Source organism: Natrarchaeobaculum sulfurireducens (assembly GCF_003430825.1).
GTDB classification, from domain to species: Archaea; Halobacteriota; Halobacteria; order Halobacteriales; family Natrialbaceae; genus Natrarchaeobaculum; species Natrarchaeobaculum sulfurireducens.
In genome coordinates, this window is sequence record NZ_CP024047.1 from 1 (window position 1) to 16,322 (window position 16,322).

General features: G+C 62.2%; 13 protein-coding genes. 6 read left to right on the forward strand and 7 right to left on the reverse strand.

From position 1 onward, the window contains the following. The first annotated feature begins 847 nt into the window (after positions 1-847). On the forward strand, positions 848-2,593 hold the full coding sequence (locus AArc1_RS01145; RefSeq protein WP_117362542.1) for a Cdc6/Cdc18 family protein: 1,746 nt from the start codon (positions 848-850) through the stop codon (positions 2,591-2,593). A 338-nt stretch (positions 2,594-2,931) separates the two neighbouring features. Here the strand turns inward: AArc1_RS01145 and AArc1_RS01150 are convergent, their stop codons facing one another. Beyond that, complete coding sequence (locus AArc1_RS01150) at positions 2,932-3,792, reverse strand: S26 family signal peptidase (protein WP_117362543.1); 861 nt, start codon at positions 3,790-3,792, stop codon at positions 2,932-2,934. 293 nt (positions 3,793-4,085) lie between these two features. Between AArc1_RS01150 and AArc1_RS01155 the strand changes: the two genes are divergently transcribed. Further along, positions 4,086-5,702: a DNA-directed DNA polymerase II small subunit gene (locus AArc1_RS01155; protein WP_117362544.1), complete on the forward strand. Its 1,617-nt coding sequence runs from the start codon at positions 4,086-4,088 to the stop codon at positions 5,700-5,702. On the opposite strand, the gene AArc1_RS19440 is transcribed toward AArc1_RS01155, so the two are convergent. Together AArc1_RS19440 and AArc1_RS01160 are read right to left on the reverse strand one after the other, a co-directional pair. Continuing rightward, positions 5,699-5,821 carry a hypothetical protein gene (locus AArc1_RS19440; protein WP_267130082.1) on the reverse strand — a complete coding sequence of 41 codons (123 nt, stop codon included), beginning with the start codon at positions 5,819-5,821 and terminating at the stop codon, positions 5,699-5,701. The two genes, AArc1_RS01155 and AArc1_RS19440, sit on opposite strands and share 4 nt — an antisense overlap. 19 nt (positions 5,822-5,840) lie before the next feature. Continuing rightward, the gene (locus tag AArc1_RS01160; protein WP_117362545.1) at positions 5,841-6,284 is read right to left on the reverse strand and encodes a hypothetical protein; all 444 of its coding nucleotides are present in this window, start codon (positions 6,282-6,284) and stop codon (positions 5,841-5,843) included. Between the two features lie 224 nt (positions 6,285-6,508). On the opposite strand from AArc1_RS01160, the gene AArc1_RS01165 reads away from it, so the two are divergent. Continuing rightward, positions 6,509-7,687, forward strand: coding sequence for an aspartate kinase (locus AArc1_RS01165; RefSeq protein WP_117362546.1), 1,179 nt, complete (start codon positions 6,509-6,511; stop codon positions 7,685-7,687). Between the two features lie 265 nt (positions 7,688-7,952). Here AArc1_RS01165 and AArc1_RS01170 read toward each other — a convergent pair whose 3' ends face one another. After that, positions 7,953-9,581, reverse strand: a complete 1,629-nt coding sequence (locus AArc1_RS01170; RefSeq protein ID WP_117362547.1) for a long-chain fatty acid--CoA ligase — start codon at positions 9,579-9,581, stop codon at positions 7,953-7,955. A 277-nt stretch (positions 9,582-9,858) separates the two neighbouring features. Between AArc1_RS01170 and AArc1_RS01175 the strand changes: the two genes are divergently transcribed. Next, on the forward strand, positions 9,859-11,223 hold the full coding sequence (locus AArc1_RS01175) for a tryptophanase (protein WP_117362548.1): 1,365 nt from the start codon (positions 9,859-9,861) through the stop codon (positions 11,221-11,223). Between the two features lie 49 nt (positions 11,224-11,272). Here the strand turns inward: AArc1_RS01175 and AArc1_RS01180 are convergent, their stop codons facing one another. After that, the gene (locus AArc1_RS01180; RefSeq protein WP_117362549.1) at positions 11,273-11,635 is read right to left on the reverse strand and encodes a hypothetical protein; all 363 of its coding nucleotides are present in this window, start codon (positions 11,633-11,635) and stop codon (positions 11,273-11,275) included. A gap of 62 nt (positions 11,636-11,697) precedes the next feature. Continuing rightward, positions 11,698-12,825 (reverse strand): thiamine ABC transporter substrate-binding protein, encoded by a 1,128-nt coding sequence (locus AArc1_RS01185; RefSeq protein WP_117362550.1) that lies wholly within the window; start codon positions 12,823-12,825, stop codon positions 11,698-11,700. A 92-nt stretch (positions 12,826-12,917) separates the two neighbouring features. Between AArc1_RS01185 and AArc1_RS01190 the strand changes: the two genes are divergently transcribed. Further along, positions 12,918-14,036 carry an AI-2E family transporter gene (locus AArc1_RS01190; protein ID WP_228442364.1) on the forward strand — a complete coding sequence of 373 codons (1,119 nt, stop codon included), beginning with the start codon at positions 12,918-12,920 and terminating at the stop codon, positions 14,034-14,036. Positions 14,037-14,168: 132 nt separating this feature from the next. Next, positions 14,169-14,705: a DUF5518 domain-containing protein gene (locus AArc1_RS01195; RefSeq protein ID WP_117362551.1), complete on the forward strand. Its 537-nt coding sequence runs from the start codon at positions 14,169-14,171 to the stop codon at positions 14,703-14,705. A 16-nt stretch (positions 14,706-14,721) separates the two neighbouring features. Here AArc1_RS01195 and AArc1_RS01200 read toward each other — a convergent pair whose 3' ends face one another. After that, complete coding sequence (locus tag AArc1_RS01200; protein WP_117362552.1) at positions 14,722-16,278, reverse strand: HTTM domain-containing protein; 1,557 nt, start codon at positions 16,276-16,278, stop codon at positions 14,722-14,724. Positions 16,279-16,322: the final 44 nt, after the last annotated feature.

A 16,322-nucleotide genomic window follows, 5' to 3' on the forward strand; every position in this document is an offset into this window, starting at 1 on the left:
AATTCTCCGTTCTAGCAACTTCTAGTCGCTGACAGAGCCTTTCTAGTAACAACTAGTAATAAAACAGCTCCACACTAGTACAATCTCTTTTTTGCTAGTATTACGGATCTTGTTTCTCACCCACCCATGTAAATCCTGCTATTCCAAAATCTCTCGTTCGCTTCCCCTCTCTCGTTCTGTTCCAGTAGAAACGAAGGGGTGGGGGGGTCCCTCTTCGAATCTTCTCCCCGGATCCCATTACCAAATTCAATAAAACAAATGACAACATCCCCTCTGAACGATCTGCTCTGGGATCTTTTGCCGATGGATGTTCTCCATGGCGCTCTGTCACAATCGGTGTGACTGCCATGGCACCCTGTCACAACCGATATGACCGGTGTGATGTGTTCATGTCTCCGAACCGGTTCTCGTGGTCGATCTCCTTTGTCGAGCCGTTGTTCTATACTCGGTCCATCACGGTGCGATTTGCACGCCCAGGTCGTCGTTCGACACGAAGCGAAGGGGTAGAGTCCGAGAGCCGCGTGGTTCGAGACCGAAACGCGTCGGCCTGTGACCGACAAATCCTCTTCCCGCGTATGATTATTATTGTATCTCGATCCATCCACCGTACCTCTGTCCATCGGTTGCCCTCCCCTCGATACGAACGGTCAAGTCGGAGCCAGTCGTCTCGTCCGAGAACTGAAGGGAAGAATTTAATATCAATGTCTTCCTCTGGTTCGTTTGCATCAACTGGATCCGTGCCAGGTAACCGAGATCGTAAATGGGCCAACGTGGCCCGTCTATCGCGTCTAAAATCCACTCCCGGTGCAGGATCTCCAGTCGAAATGAGGGGGTACGAATACGACGAATGTCAGACGACGAAACGCAGCCACCAGATCGAGACGGCCTCGAGATCGAGGGTAGCGCCGGGTTCTCCTCACATCTCGAGGGAACGGACCTCGATGAGGAGGAATCGAACCAGGGATTGTTCGACGACCTGTTGAGCGGCGAACCGATCTTCGATAACAAGGAAGTCCTCCGTCCATCGTATACTCCACACGAACTCCCCCATCGGAGCGACCAGATCAACAAGATGGCGACGATCCTCGTCGCCGCCCTTCGTGGCGAAACGCCATCGAACATCTTGATCTACGGAAAGACGGGCACTGGAAAGACCGCCAGCGCGAAGTTCGTCAGCAAGGAACTCGAGAGCACCTCCCAGAAGTATAGCGTCCCCTGTGACGTCGAGTACATCAACTGTGAGGTCACGGACACCCAGTACCGCGTTCTCGCACAGCTAGCGAACAAGTTCATAGAGAAGAACGAGGCCCGGATCGACGATCAAGTCGCCTCGCTCGAGGGTGTCCTCGAGGCGATCGACGAGTACGAGGCGGCCAACGAGTCCGAAACCGATACCCACGTTGAAGATCAGTCGGCCGACGATCCGTTCGACTATCTGGACTCGACGACACCGACGTCGACCGACTCCCCCACCGGTTCGAGTGGATCGAACAACGGCCGGTCGACCAGCCCTGGTAGCGAGTCTCCACCTGAAACGGAGGGGTATCGACAACCGGTTGACTCTGACAGCGAACACGGGGAGGGGCCGACGGCTTCCACGGACGACGGGCCGGACGCACCCGCACATCCGCTAGCGTCGACGCCGTTCGACTCTCGGTCGGCCGTCGAAGCGCGCATCGAAGCACTCGAGGACGACAAAGCGTCGTTCGAGGAGGTGCCGATGACCGGCTGGCCGACCGACCGCGTCTACAGCGTCTTTTTCGACGCCGTCGATTACGACGAACGCGTCGTCGTCATCATGCTCGACGAGATCGACAAACTCGTCGAAAAAAGCGGCGACGACACGCTCTATAACCTTTCGCGGATGAACTCCGAACTCGAGAACTCACGCGTCTCGATCATCGGGATCAGCAACGACCTCAAGTTCACCGACTTCCTCGACCCTCGCGTCAAATCCTCGCTCGGCGAAGAGGAGATCGTCTTCCCACCGTACGACGCGAATCAGCTCAGGGATATTCTCGAGCATCGGTCGGATGTCGCGTTCAAAGACGGGGCGCTCTCGGACGACGTGATCCCACTGTGTGCGGCGTTTGCAGCACAGGAACACGGTGACGCCCGCCGCGCACTCGATCTCTTACGAACGGCAGGGGAACTCGCCGAACGATCCCAGGCCGAAACCGTCGACGAAGACCACGTTCGCCAGGCTCAGGACAAGATCGAACTCGACCGCGTCGTCGAGGTCGTCCGGACGCTTCCGACCCAGAGCAAACTGGTCCTCTTCTCGATCATCTCGCTCGAGAAAAACGGCGTCAAAAGCATCAATACTGGCGAGGTGTACAACATCTACAAGCGACTCTGTGAGGAGATCGAAGCCGACGTTCTCACTCAGCGACGGGTCACGGACCTCATCAGCGAACTGGACATGCTCGGGATCGTCAACGCCGTCGTCGTCTCGAAGGGACGATACGGCCGCACCAAAGAGATCAGCCTCTCCGTTCCACTCGATGAGACCGAAGCGGTCTTGCTCTCTGACTCGCGGCTGAGCGATATCGACGACGTCCAGCCGTTCGTTCAGGCCCGGTTCGAGAACTGAGACGGTCTGTTTCACTTGCGCGGTATGATTGGTGGACTTGCGCGGTATGATTGGTGGACTTGAGTGGGATGATCTGGTGTCTCTAGGTATCGAAGCAACCCGTGGATGGATCACGAACTTTTGAAACCGCTGGACGGCAATCCACCTGAGGACGGCCTCATGGAAGAGGTAAGCCCCGATGGGGAACCACCCCTATGGGACGAACTCGAGCTATTCCTCGTCACGGCCTCAATCGATTGGTAGAGGGGCAGTCTCGAGTGGAAACGAGGGGGTCCAGAGAATTTAGAGCAAAAGGGCGACGTATGCTTTCGTCGATGGAACCCGCTTTATGATGTCGTCTATCGTCCGATCGTGAGAGCCGTCACGACGCCGCTTCCGGCGGCGGTGGGGCTACTGCCGACAGTCGTCTGGGCGCTAGCTGACTCGATGCCGATAGCGATCGTTGCTGGGCCGTTTGCGGGCGATATCGGCGCGATAAGCCCGCTGAAGAGGCCGTCGAAGAAGAGCCTGACGTAGCCGAGCCATGGGATGCGGTACTGGGCTTTACCGGTCACCCAGTCCGGCTCGACGACGTCGGTCTGGGCACCGCCGCGGTACTGGTCGTACCCGCCGTTGGCGTCGCCTTTCGTGATGAAGCCATCGCGGTTGGCTGGACAGGTCGGGACGTCGTCACAGGTCGCGTCGCCGATGACCTCCTCGTCGGCCTGTTCGTCGACCCAGTTGTCGCCTTCCTCAACCCAGTAGTGGGCTCGATGGATGACTGGCGTCTCGTGTCCGTCGCCGTTTGGTTTAAACACGATGACGTCGCCGGACTTACCGAACGACTCGTCGCCGTTCCGTTCGGCGTGCTCGAGGGGGACCACTCCGGTTCCCTCGACGGGATCGTCGCCGACGAAGCGGTCGGTATCGACGACGAAGATGAGATCTCCGCGTTCCATGTTTGGCTCCATGCTCCCGCTCTCGACGGCGACCAGCGGCGGCCAGATACCACTGACCCCGAACAGAAGCAACCCGATCACTGCGACGATCGCGACGCTACTCACGACGTCTCTAACCAGGACGATCGTATCGTCGTCGCTTCGGAGGAACCAGCGAACGACGCCGTCGTCTTCGATCGTGACCGAACTCGAGTCGGTGGCCACGTCGTCGCGGTCGGGTTTGCCCCCTCCCTCGTAGCCGTCGGAGTCGGGACCGCTCATTGACCCGGGTTTTGCTGGGGGCGGCAATCAACCTTCTGCTCGGACCGTACGACGCTACGGCGGTGACGGCCGGTTGTCGACGGTCCGTCAGTGAGCTGCCTTGATGGCCCCAAAAACCGTATCAACCAGTGATTGCCGATCAGGAGCTTCTTGATCAACCAGCGGTGGTTGATCGGAACCCCCCTCTCCAGTCGTTCTCGGGATTATCTCATTCGCGTCTACGGTTCGAACTCGAGGTGGGTGTGAGCGCGGGATTCGCTACGCTTTTTTCCCCGGTCACGAATGCGAGTCGTGTGCCACTCGAGGTGACCGCCCGGATCGTCAGCGAACTCACGAGTCGTGGCTACAACGTCGAGCGCGAAGCCGTCACGAAACTCGCCGCCGTCGCCAATCCGGATGCGGCACTCGAGCGAGTCGTCGAGGACCTTCCGGAGGACACGCTGGTCGTTCGGACCGAACACGTCGATGCGATCCTTTCGAACGGTGACGCCCACACGACCGGAGCGGCCCAGCGAAACGACGACCAGCCAGGCGTCGACTCCGATGGCGCTGGCGCTATGCGTTCGGTCGGGGCGACCGACGGCGATTCGACCCCCTCCGGTTCGACTGCAAACACCCCGTCGACGGTGGGTGGATCTGCGGATCAATCTCCAGGTGAAACGAAGGGGTCGAAGCCCGGTTCCGGTCGGTCGACCGACCCCGACTTGCGCTCGCTCGAAATCGCCAACGACATGACCGGTGAGAGTACAGGAACGGGCGAGTACGAAGACTTCGTCGCCGTCTTTCGCGACCGTCTCGAGCGACTCGGTTCCAAACTCAGGGGACGAGTCAACCACCGGCCGGCGACTGCGATCCAGGACATGCCCGGCGGCGAGGAGGTCGCCATGGTCGGGCTGGTCAACGACGTGCGATCGACGGCGAGCGGCCACTGGCTGGTCGAACTCGAGGACGCCACCGGGACGTTCCCGTGGCTCGTCATGAAAGATCGGGAGTATGCCGACCTCGTCGAAGAACTGCTCTGTGATGAGGTGTTGGCGATGGAGGGGACACTCTCGGGGGATTCGGGAATTGCGTTCGTCGATTCGATGTTCTTTCCGGACGTCCCGCGCACTCACGAGCCATCGACGGCGGATCGACACGTTCAGGCAGCGCTGATCAGCGACGTCCACGTCGGGAGCCAGGAGTTCATGCACGACGCCTGGAACCGCTTTACCGATTGGCTCCACACGCCCGAGGCTCAGCACGTCGAGTACCTGCTGATCGCCGGTGACATGGTCGAGGGCGTCGGCGTCTATCCCAACCAGGACGAAGAACTCGACGTCGTCGACATCTACGAGCAGTACGAGGTCTTCAACGAGTACCTCAAGCAGGTCCCCGGAAACATCGAGATGGTCATGATTCCCGGTAACCACGACGCGGTCCGGCTGGCCGAACCCCAGCCTGGCTTCGACGACGACCTCCGCGAGATCATGTCCGCACACGACGCTCGTATCGTAAGTAACCCCTCGATGGTCACGCTCGAGGGCGTTTCCGTGCTAATGTATCACGGCGTCAGTCTCGACGAGGTGATCGCCGAACTCCCCGAGGAGAAAGCAAGCTACGACGAGCCACACAAGGCGATGTACCAGCTGTTAAAAAAGCGCCACGTTGCCCCACAGTTCGGGGGCCATACCCGGCTCGCTCCCGAGGAGAAAGATTACCTCATTATCGACGAGGTGCCCGACATCTTCCATACGGGCCACGTTCACAAACTCGGTTTCGGCAAGTATCACAACGTGCTCGCGATGAACTCGGGTTGCTGGCAGGCCCAGACCGACTTCCAGAAGAGCGTCAACATCAACCCGGACTCGGGATATGCTCCGATCGTCGATCTGGACACCCTCGACGTCACCGTCCAGAAGTTCAGCTAGCTCCGTTGGGCTGTCCGCCGCTCGAGGAACGCGTCGGCCGCAGCCTCGCCGTCGGCGAACGCCGTATGACTCCCGTCACCCTGACAGGCGATGGCGACCGTCGACGGCTCTGCCGTCATTGTCGTTCGGCCACTCCCATCACGCTTCGGCCCCGAGTCGATAGCGAATCGTCCGGGAGCCGTCGAACCTGGGGCCCGTCCCCGTCCGCTCGAACCCGAGTTCGCGGGCCGCGTCGGCCACCGCGTCAGCACCCGGTGACACCAGCAACTCGACGGCCATCGACTCGCGGTCGGCAAAGCGGACGGGCTCGGCGAGCAGTTGCTTGCAGGCATCGGGCGTGCCGTCGAGCTGGGTGACGTGGACGGTGTCCTCGCGGGCGTCGAAGCTGATGAATCCGAGGAGGTCTTCCGGGTTCGAGCCACTGTACTGACCGCTCGAGACGTCGGCATGTGGGTCGTGCGTACCGTCTTCGGCGACCCGGACCGTCCGGTCGTGGACGAGGTTACGCATCACGTCGGTCGGCGAATCCGCAATTGCCGCCAGTGCGTCGGCGTCAGCTTCGAGGGCGTCACGGACGTTCATTACGGCGTGGTAACGCCACCCGTGATTATAAATCCCAGCCGCAGCCGAGTAGGATTTTCCCTGCTCGAGTTGTCCACGATGTGTCTGACACTCGACGTCTCGAGGATCGATCCGTAGAAACCGGCAACCAATGAGACACAGTTATCTGCACGCTCTCGTAACGCACGGAGTATGAGCCACACCGGTATGCAAGAAACTGATCGAACGGACGTAGAGGTGTCAGCATGCGCGTAGTCGCCAAGTTCGGCGGAACCAGTCTCGGCAGCGGTGACCGAATCAACCGGGCTGCTGACTCGGTCGCCGCCGCCGTCGAGGACGGCCACGAGATCGCCGTCGTCGCGAGTGCGATGGGGTCGACGACCGACGACCTTCTCGGAGAGATCACCTTCGAGACCGACGAAGCCGACCGCGCCCAGATCGTCAGTATGGGCGAGCGGACCTCCGTCCGGATGCTCAAGGCTGCGCTCTCTTCGCGCGGGATCGATGCTACCTTCCTCGAGCCAGGCGCCGACGGCTGGCCGATCGTCACCGACGAGTACGGCGAAGTCGACGCCGAGGAGACCCAAAAGCGTGCCCTCGAACTCGCTGGCGAACTCGAGGGGACGGTCCCGGTCATCACCGGGTTCCTCGCGGAAGGTCCCGAGGGGTCGATCACGACGCTCGGTCGCGGGGGCAGCGACACGACCGCCGTGATGATGGGCAAGTACATGGACGCCGACGAGGTCGTCATCGTGACCGACGTCGAAGGAGTGATGACCGGAGACCCACGTGTCGTCGAGGGCGCCCGAAACGTCGGCGAGATCTCGGTCGACGAACTCCGAAACCTCTCGTTCCGTGGGGCCGAGGTCGTTGCGCCGTCGGCGCTGTCGTACAAAGACGGCGGCCTCGATGTCCGTGTCGTCCACTACCAACACGGTGATCTCCTCTCCGGGGGGACGAGCATCGAGGGTGAGTTCAAAAACCTCGTCGGCCTCCGTGAACGGCCGCTGGCCTGCATGACCGTGGCCGGTCGAGCGATCCGCAACCAGTCGGGCGTCTTCCATCACCTCTCGGAGGCGCTCGCCGACAGCGACATCAATATCGACGCAGTCGCCAGCGGGATGGACACCGTCACGTTCTACGTCGACGAAGAAGAGGCTGAACGCGCCGAGAACATCCTCCACCGCGAGGTCATCGCTCGAGACGAACTCTCGAGTGTCACTGTCGACTCGCCGGTCGCCGTCGTCCGCGTCACTGGTGGCGAGATCCCCAGTCAGCCCGGGATCATCAGCGAGATCATCAATCCCCTCGCCGAAGAACGGATCCACCTTCAGGACGTTATCACCAGCGCGACGAGCGTCGCGCTCTTTGTCGACTGGGACGACCGCGAACAGGCCCTCGAACTGACCCAGGACATGTTCTAGAGTTCGGGGGCGTTCAGGCGGTCGAGCCACCCGACGTCACTGTTCACCCGCTCGTGACCCCTCGAGACGGACGGTCATTGGGGCTCGAGGACCGATGATCGGGGCTCGAGAGTTAGTGACGGTCGTCCGGGCGAAACGTGACCGGATTCGAAACGGTTCGTACCGATGCGATGGACGTGGCTCCCTATAGCACCAACCTAAACGGTTTGCACACCGATCACACAGCCGTCGTGCGATCGGGTGCGCACTGGCGTCCAGTGGCTACCTAGTCGTCGCCGAGGAGGTCCTCGTCGGCGTACTCTTCTCGGAGGACCTTTTTGTCGAACTTGCCGGTGGCGGTCTTGGGGACTTCGTCGATGTGGACGACGGCGTCCGGTGTCCACCAGTTGGGGTAGTCTTCGGCGACGAACGACTCGATCTCCTCGTGGAACTCGGCTTCGTCCATCTCGGCGTCGTCGGTTGGGACGACGAACGCGACGGGGCGTTCTTGCCACTTCTCGTGGGGAACGCCAACGACGGTCGCCTCGCTGACGGCGTCGTGGGCCATCAGCTTGTTCTCGAGTTCGACCGAGGAGATCCACTCGCCGCCGCTTTTGATCACGTCTTTCGCGCGGTCGACGATCTGGATGTAGCCGTCCTCGTCGACGGTGACGACGTCACCGGTTTTGAGCCACGACCCCTCGAAGTCGGCTTCGTTCGCGTCAGGACGTTTGAAGTACGAGTCGGTGACCCAGGGGCCACGGATCCACAGTTCGCCGAAGTCATCACCGTTCCAGGGGACTTCCTCGCCGTCGTCGTCGACGACCCGGAACTCGAGGCCGGGGACGATCAGCCCCTGTTTGGCCTGTTTTGCGTACTGTTCTTCGGGCGAGAGGTCCTCGAGATCGGCTTTGAGGTGAGCAACGGTGCCGAGTGGCGACATCTCGGTCATTCCCCAGGCGTGGACGACCTCGACGCCGAGGTCGTCGTACTTCTTGATGAGGCTTTCGGGGGCGGCGCTGCCGCCGATGATGATCCGCTCGAGCGAGGAGAGGTCGGCCCCGTGGTTCTCGACGTACTCGAGGACGCCGAGCCAGACGGTTGGCACGCCCGCGGTCATCGTGACGCCTTCGTCTTCGATGAGCGAGACGAGGTCGGCCGGATCCGGTGAGGGACCGGGATAGACGTGTTTTGCACCAGCGGCGGTCGTCGAGAACGGCAGTCCCCAGGCGTTGACGTGGAACATCGGGACGACCGGCATGATGACGTCGGTCTCTTCGATGCCGAGTCCCTGCGGTGTCAGACTCGCCATCGTGTGCGACCAGAGCATCTTCTGGGTGTACTCGACACCTTTGGGCTTGCCCGTCGTCCCCGAGGTGTAACACATCCCAGCCGGTGTGTCCTCGTCGAGTTCTGGCCAGTCGTACTCGCTGTCGTATTCGTCGATGAACGACTCGTAGTCGGTGACTGGCTCGAGACTCGTCTCCGGGAGCGAGCTGCTCATCACGACGAACTGCTCGACGCTTGCGAACGCCTCCTCGTCGTAGGCTGCCTCGAGCGGCTCGAGCAGCGACTGGTCGACCAGCAAGACCTTGTCCTGGGCGTTCTCGACGATGTACTGGACGTGTTCGGCCGGCAACAGCGGGTTGATCGTGTGGAGCTGTCCGCCGATGTTCGGCGCCGCGAAGTAGACCTCTGCGTGGCGGTGGTGATTCCAGCAGAAGGTTGCGACGCGGTCGCCGTCGCCTACACCGACGTCCTCGAGTGCGTTCGCGAGCTGGCGTGTTCTATCACCGAACTCCGCGTATGTGTTCCGTACGATACCCTCGTGTGTCCGTGAAACGACCTCCTGGCCCGGATGCAATCGTTCGGCTCGCCACAGGAACGGTCGAAGGGTTTGGTCGTATCCTCCCATGGTAGATACTGCCTCGTTACCCCGCAATAATTCTGCCGGCGTAAACCGGAAGATTGTTTACAACCGTTGTTTCGTGTCCGACCGCATCGGTCACTCCTCGAGGCGTCGAAACTGTCGGTGTTCGTCGCTCTGATCGCTACAGTGGCTACCGGATGTGCCCATCGGTGCCAGATCGTGACTATCGGCTCTCGCTCGCGTAACCTGTCTGCCTGCTCATGCCCCTGACGAACAGCGTTCGTCACTCGATTTGAACTGGCCCGCTCGCGAGACGGATCGTATGGTGGCATACAAGTCGAAAGTAGTCGAACCGATCTCTCTTCCCTCCCGTGAACGCCGAGAACGTGCGCTCGAGGCGGCGGGCTACAACGTGTTCAACCTCGCCTCCGAGGACGTCTTCGTCGACCTCCTCACGGATAGCGGCACGGGCGCGATGAGCGACGCTCAGTGGGCCGCGCTCGTCCGCGGAGACGAAGCCTACGCCGGCTCGCGAAGCTTCGACAGACTTGCGTCGGCCGTCCGAGACGTGATGTGCTTCGAGTACGTCGTCCCGACCCACCAGGGCCGGGGGGCCGAAAACGTCCTCTACGGCACCCTGCTCTCGGAGGGCGACGTCGTCCCGAACAACACCCACTTCGACACGACGCGAGCTCACGTCGCCAATCAGGGCGCAGAGCCGATCGACTGTCCGACGCCGGGGGCGTTCGACCCGTCGCTCGAGGCACCGTTCAAGGGCGACCTCTCGCTCGAGCACGCCCGCGAGGTCGTCGACGAGGTCGGCGCTGATCGGGTGCCCGTGGTGATCCAGACGATCACGAACAACTCGACGGCCGGTCAGCCGGTCAGCGTCGAGAACACCCGTCGCGTCCGCGCGTTCGCCGACGAGATCGACGCAACGTTCGTAATCGATGCCTGCCGGTTCGCCGAAAACGCCGCGTTCGTCCGCCAGCGCGAACCCGACTTCGCCGACGACGTCGCGATCGACGAGATCGTCCGCGAACAGCTCTCGCATGCGGACGCCGTCGTGATGAGCGGGAAGAAAGACGGACTGGTCAACGCCGGCGGCTTCGTCGCGACGGACGACCCAGACCTCTTCGACCGCTGTAAGCAACGAGCGATCCTCTACGAAGGCTTTCCAACCTACGGTGGGATGGCCGGTCGCGACCTCGCCGCGATGGCGGTCGGCCTCCGGGAAGCCGTCGACGCGTCGTACGTCGAGGATCGTCTCGAGTCGGTCCAGACGCTCGCGTCCCTGCTCGAGGACGTCGGCGTCCCGATCTACCGGCCAGTTGGCGGCCACGCGGTCTACCTCGACGCCGGCGAGGCGCTCTCACACCTCTCGCCGTCGGCGTTTCCCGGCCAGGCGCTGGTCTGTGAACTCTACCGCGAAGGAGGAGTCAGAGGCGTCGAACTCGGGAGTTTCGCGTTCCCCGGGACGGAGCGCCCGGAACTGGTCCGGTTAGCCGTCCCACGTCGCACCTACCACCGCGAGCACTTCGAACACGTCGCCGAGACTGCCGAGGCCGTCCTCGAGTCGGCGACAACGGTCGCTGGCCTCGAACTGGCGAGTGAGCCGACGATGCCCGAAATCAGACACTTCACGGCCGAACTCGAGCCGCGGTCGACGCCCTCGACGTCGAACTGACAGGTGAGGTTGCGTCGATCTGTGCGAGCAACCTCCTCGCGTGACTCGACTACGAACCCGAGACGAGTCCCCGTGCTCGATCACGGATCGATGGTTCGGGCTCAGGTTCGCGTCCGAGCTGCTGTTTCGCGACGGTTCTGATCCCCTGTTTCGCGGCGTCGGACGCTGCGACGCTGACGAGCCAGTCGGGGACGCTGTCGTGGATTTCCGCTCGCTTTTCGGCTTTGAGCTGACTATACCGTCGGAGCACGATGCCGATCCCGATGAACAGGCCGGCATCGAGGAGTTCCCGTCGAAACCGGTTCCGGTCGTCGCGAACCGCGATCGCTTTGAGTAGCGAGAGGACGCCGATCCCGAGATACAGTTTCGACGTCTTTGCGGGGTCGCCTGTGAGTAACCGTTTGAGCGCCATGCGCCGCGACGTACCACGCTCCTGTTCTTAAAGTTGCACTCGGCAACACCCTACCGAGCAGCTCAGTCGCCGATTTCTGACTCCCACGCATCGATCCACGTTTCGAGGTCGTCGGCGATATCGTCGTACGCCACCGTTACCGGCTCGTCGGGCTCGATCGCATAGTCGACGAACGCCTCCTCGACGCCGACGTACTCCTGTTCGACCGCAGGAAACTGGACGTTACGGGTCGCGAGTTCACCCTGTACCTCCCTGGAGAGGACGAAATCCAGAAACTCGTAGGCGAGGTCGGGCTTCTCGGTCTCCTCGAAGATGGCCATCCCCTCGACGCTACGATACGCCTCGCCGTCGGGCGTAGCGACCTGGTGGCGCTCGAGGTCCCGCTCGGCAACGGTCGCTGCGACCTGATCCGTCGTGTAGGAGACGACCATCGATCGCACGCCCTCGAGGTAGCTGTCGCGGTAGGCGCTGGTCCAGGATGGGTGGACTTCGAGCCCGTTTTCGAGGAGCCCCTCCCAGTACTCGAGGTAGTCGTCGCCGTATGTCGCGATCGTCCATAGCAGGAACGCCCGACCTGGCGTGGAGTATCGGGGATTCTGGACGAGGAGGGCGTTCTCGTAGCGCTCATCGAGCAGGTCGTCGAGCGTTTCGGGAGCCGAGAGGGTCTCACCGTCGTAGACGGGCGCGACGTAGCCGACGCCGAACGGAACGATTCGCCCGTCGGGATCGTCGAACGCGATCGAGTCGCGAATTCGGGACTCTCGTTCGAGTTTCGACCGATCTAGCGTCTCGAATAGCGATACCTCGGGTTCTACATCGGCCAGGACGAGGCCGTCGACGGGTAGACCCAGGTAGATGTCGGCGTCGATCTCCGCGCCCAGTCGGGCCCGCTGGACGTAGTGATCGATACCGGACTCCGGCACCGTCCACTCGAGTTCGGCGTCCGGAAACTGCGCTTCGAATGTCTCGGTAAGCCACTCACCCGCTGGGGTTTCGCCCGTCACCATCGACGAGTACGTCGCGATTCGAAGCGTTCCATCGTCGTCGCTACCACCGTTTTGCTCGTCGTTCTCGGGTTCGTCGACCTCGAGATCGTCGTCGGGTTCGTCGTCGGTGGCTGGCATAACACACCCCGCGACGCCGATCCCTGCAGCGGCCGCCCCAGTGCGGACGAACGTCCGTCGCCTCATTGGTCAGTGCACTCGCCCCGGTGGCTTAAGCGTCGGGTCCGGAGTTCCTCCTCGAGCCGAAGAATTTTATCGTCCGAGTGAGAGTCACCCTTGTGACACCGACGCCGACTTCGACGGACCGAACCCGCCGGTACGTGCTTGCGGGTATCGTCGTCGCCCTTGGAATCGTCACCGGTGCGATCCTCCTCGAGGTTCTCGGGACGATTCTCCTCGCGTTGACGGTCGCGTACGTCCTCATGCCGGTTCAGGGCTGGCTGGTTCGACGGGGACTCACCGAGTGGACGGCCGCCGCGTTGGCGACGCTCATCGGCTTCGTCACTGCAGTCGTCGTCTTCTCACCGATCTTCTTCACGCTGTATGTCAGGATCGATCAGGTGATCGAAATCGTCGAGGAGCTTCCACGGGAGATCCCGGTGTCGGCGTTCGAGATGACGTATGTCGTGGAGGTTGCAGAGGTCCAACAGATCGCGATTACGGTCCTCAGAGACGTTGGCTTCGCATTCGCCACGCAGCTGCCGGTGATCGCCATCAAGTTCGCGCTCTTCGTGATCTTGCTGTTTGCGCTCCTGTTGAAAGGTGACGAAGCGGGCCGAGCCGCTATTGCCCCCATCCCTCGAGCCTATCGCGACGTCGTTTACGCGCTGGCCAACCGTGCCCGTGAGACGCTGTACGCCATTTACGTCTTGCAGTTGGCGACCTCCATCGCGACTCTGTTCATCGGATACGGGCTGTTCTGGATGCTCGGCTACGAGATGCCGTTTACGCTCGCGCTTCTCGCCGCGATCTTGCAGTTCGTTCCGATCATCGGCCCGAGCCTCCTCGTCGTCCCGATCGCGCTGTACCACGTCGCTGCGGGTGACCTGGCCGCCGCCGCGCTCGTTGGCGTCTTCGGCATCACCCTCGTCGCCTGGCTCCCCGACGTGGCTGTCCGGCCACGACTTGCACGACGGTCGGCCGGTCTTCCCGGCAGCCTCTACTTCGTCGGCTTTACCGGTGGCCTGTTCACGCTCGGACCGATCGGCATCGTGGTCGGACCGCTGATCGTTGCCGTCTTCGTCGAGGCCGTCGATCTCCTCGCCGACGAAGTCAACAGCGACTCGACGTTTACGGAGATCGTCGAATCAGCGGCCAACGACCCGCCGGAAAGCGATCCCACTGAGGGCGAGGTGACTGCCTTCGAGGAATCCGGCTCGAGAGCCGCCGACGACTGAGTGAGTTGCTGACCGATAGACGGCGAACTCGCCGGTCGCCTGCGGTCACATCGGGACCGAACAGCACTCGAGCTGTCTCTCGATTCGGACCGTTTCACCAACCCTTTTCTCGCTGCTCGTGGTCGCGTCGGTATGGTCAGCGGCCGAACCGTCATCAACGCACTCATCGGAGCCGTCGTCGGCGTCGTCCTCTCGTTTCTCCCGCTGTCGACGCTCCTCGGCGGGATCGCGTCCGGCTTTCTCGAGGGCCCTGACGGTACTGACGGCGCGCTTGCTGGCGCGCTTGCTGGGCTCTTCATGTTCGTTCCAATCGGGTTGTTCGTGGCGCTGTTCGCCAGCTTGCTGGGCTTCGGCATCGGGGTCGGCCTCCCGATCGGGGGTGCGTTCTTCCTGTTCGTGATCCTTGGCTTCGGCGTCTTCGTCCTGTTCGTCTACACCATCGGTCTCGGCGCGCTCGGCGGCTATCTCGGTGCGTACTTCGCCCAGGAGTACCCCGATCGCCACTCTACTGTCACGGAGACGATCGGCATGCGGTCGGCCGATGTCGACCGGCGGGCCGATCGACGAGACCGGACGAAATCTGACGCCCCGGAGCCAGCTCGCCGGCCCGACGATCGCCAGTGGGACCACGACCACAGCCACGACAGGGATGACCCCACGGAGCGGTGAGGTGGTCTATACTGACTCAACACGCCCGCTCGATCACCGTCTGTGCTCGTAGGTCCTCGTACTCCCCATCGACGGGGCTGGCCTGGACGAGCCGGAACAGGCGCACCTCGTCGACGTCCGCATCGTGTTCGTCGTCGGCGCGGTCACACACCCAGTCGGCGTAGCTCTCGGCGGTGACGTTGTTCGTCCCCTCGCGACCGGAATCGCGCACGGCTTCCAAGAACTTTCGCTCACGGAACGTGTCGTACTCCTGTGAGGCATCTACCGGCCGTTCCATGGCTAGTTCACCACCCTCGAAGGCGTCGACCGTCGACCCGTTCTCGAGAGTTGCCTCCGCGCCGAACCAGCTGTAGGACGTCGACGGATCGGGTGCGTACAGCCCCCAGTGCTGTTCGTTGGAAAATTCGGTCTCTATCCCCCCCGAGCCGTCGTGATCGACCACGTTGATCGCGCTGAACAGGAGGATCCAACACAGCAAGAGGACGCCTACTGCGGTCAGTAGCGACCGACCGTGTGTCTCGGCGACCGACGTCACTCGCTCGTATCCGCGCGTTCGGGCTGACTCGAGGGCACGCCGTTCGACCGGCGGGCGACTCAGCGGCCCGAGCGCCGACGCGGATGGGAGTCGATCGGTCAGTCGGGACGGAACGAATCGGGCCAGCGTCTCCCAGAACGGTGTCGTCAGAAACGGAATCATCGTCGCGATCAACACGAGCGGAAACAGTCCGACGGCGACCGACGTCAGTAATCCGACGAACGCACCGATGTAGGCGAGTGCGAACAGCGCTCGCAGTCGCCCGCTCGTCACCAGCAAGAAGCCGCCCGATCCGGCGAGTAGGATCACCCACACCCAGTTCAACACCTCGAGCAGGGCCGGATACGCACCGAGGTGGTTACCGAGGTGGATCGTCATGACGTCGTTGGCGAGCGCGATCTTTACCCCGTCGCCGCTGTACCAGGTGTCCCCGCGATGTTTGAGGATCGCGTTCTGGGTGAACACGACGACGGGCTGGACGAGCAACGCGGCGGTGGCGAAACTCGCGACGACGGGGCGTGTCGACCCGCGGCGGAGGGCGTCGACCGACCACCGTTCTCCGATGGGGGTTACGAGCGCAAGCAAGAGCATGACTCGAAGCAGTCGGTCGCCGCCGTTGAGTACCGCCGGGTTTCGGGCGTGAAGTGAGAGCAATAAGACGAGCGAGATGGCGGCAACCAGCCGCGTCCGGTAGCCAACGATCAACGCGACTGCAAACACCCCGGCGACCAGAAACAGGAGTTGCTGGACCCACAACTCACCGGACAGTGCGTGGATCGAGAGGCCGTTGAACTGTGGATACGTGGCTTCGTAGGCCTCGAGCGGGTATGCCCCGGCGTCGGTGTAGTACGTCTCGATGTCGCCTACCCGATGGATCACATCGAGCAGGAGGATCGAACCGAGTGCGATGCGCAACGCGGCGAGGGCGCGTGTATCGACCTCGAAACGCGACCGAACTGCGCTCTTGACCGACTCGAGGCGGGTTCGTCCCTTGGGACTCCTGTTCGTTTTCGGGCGGGAGCTTCGTTCGTCGCGCATTGGTGTGAAGAGTCCGGATTACTCGATCAGTCTCGAGGCGACGG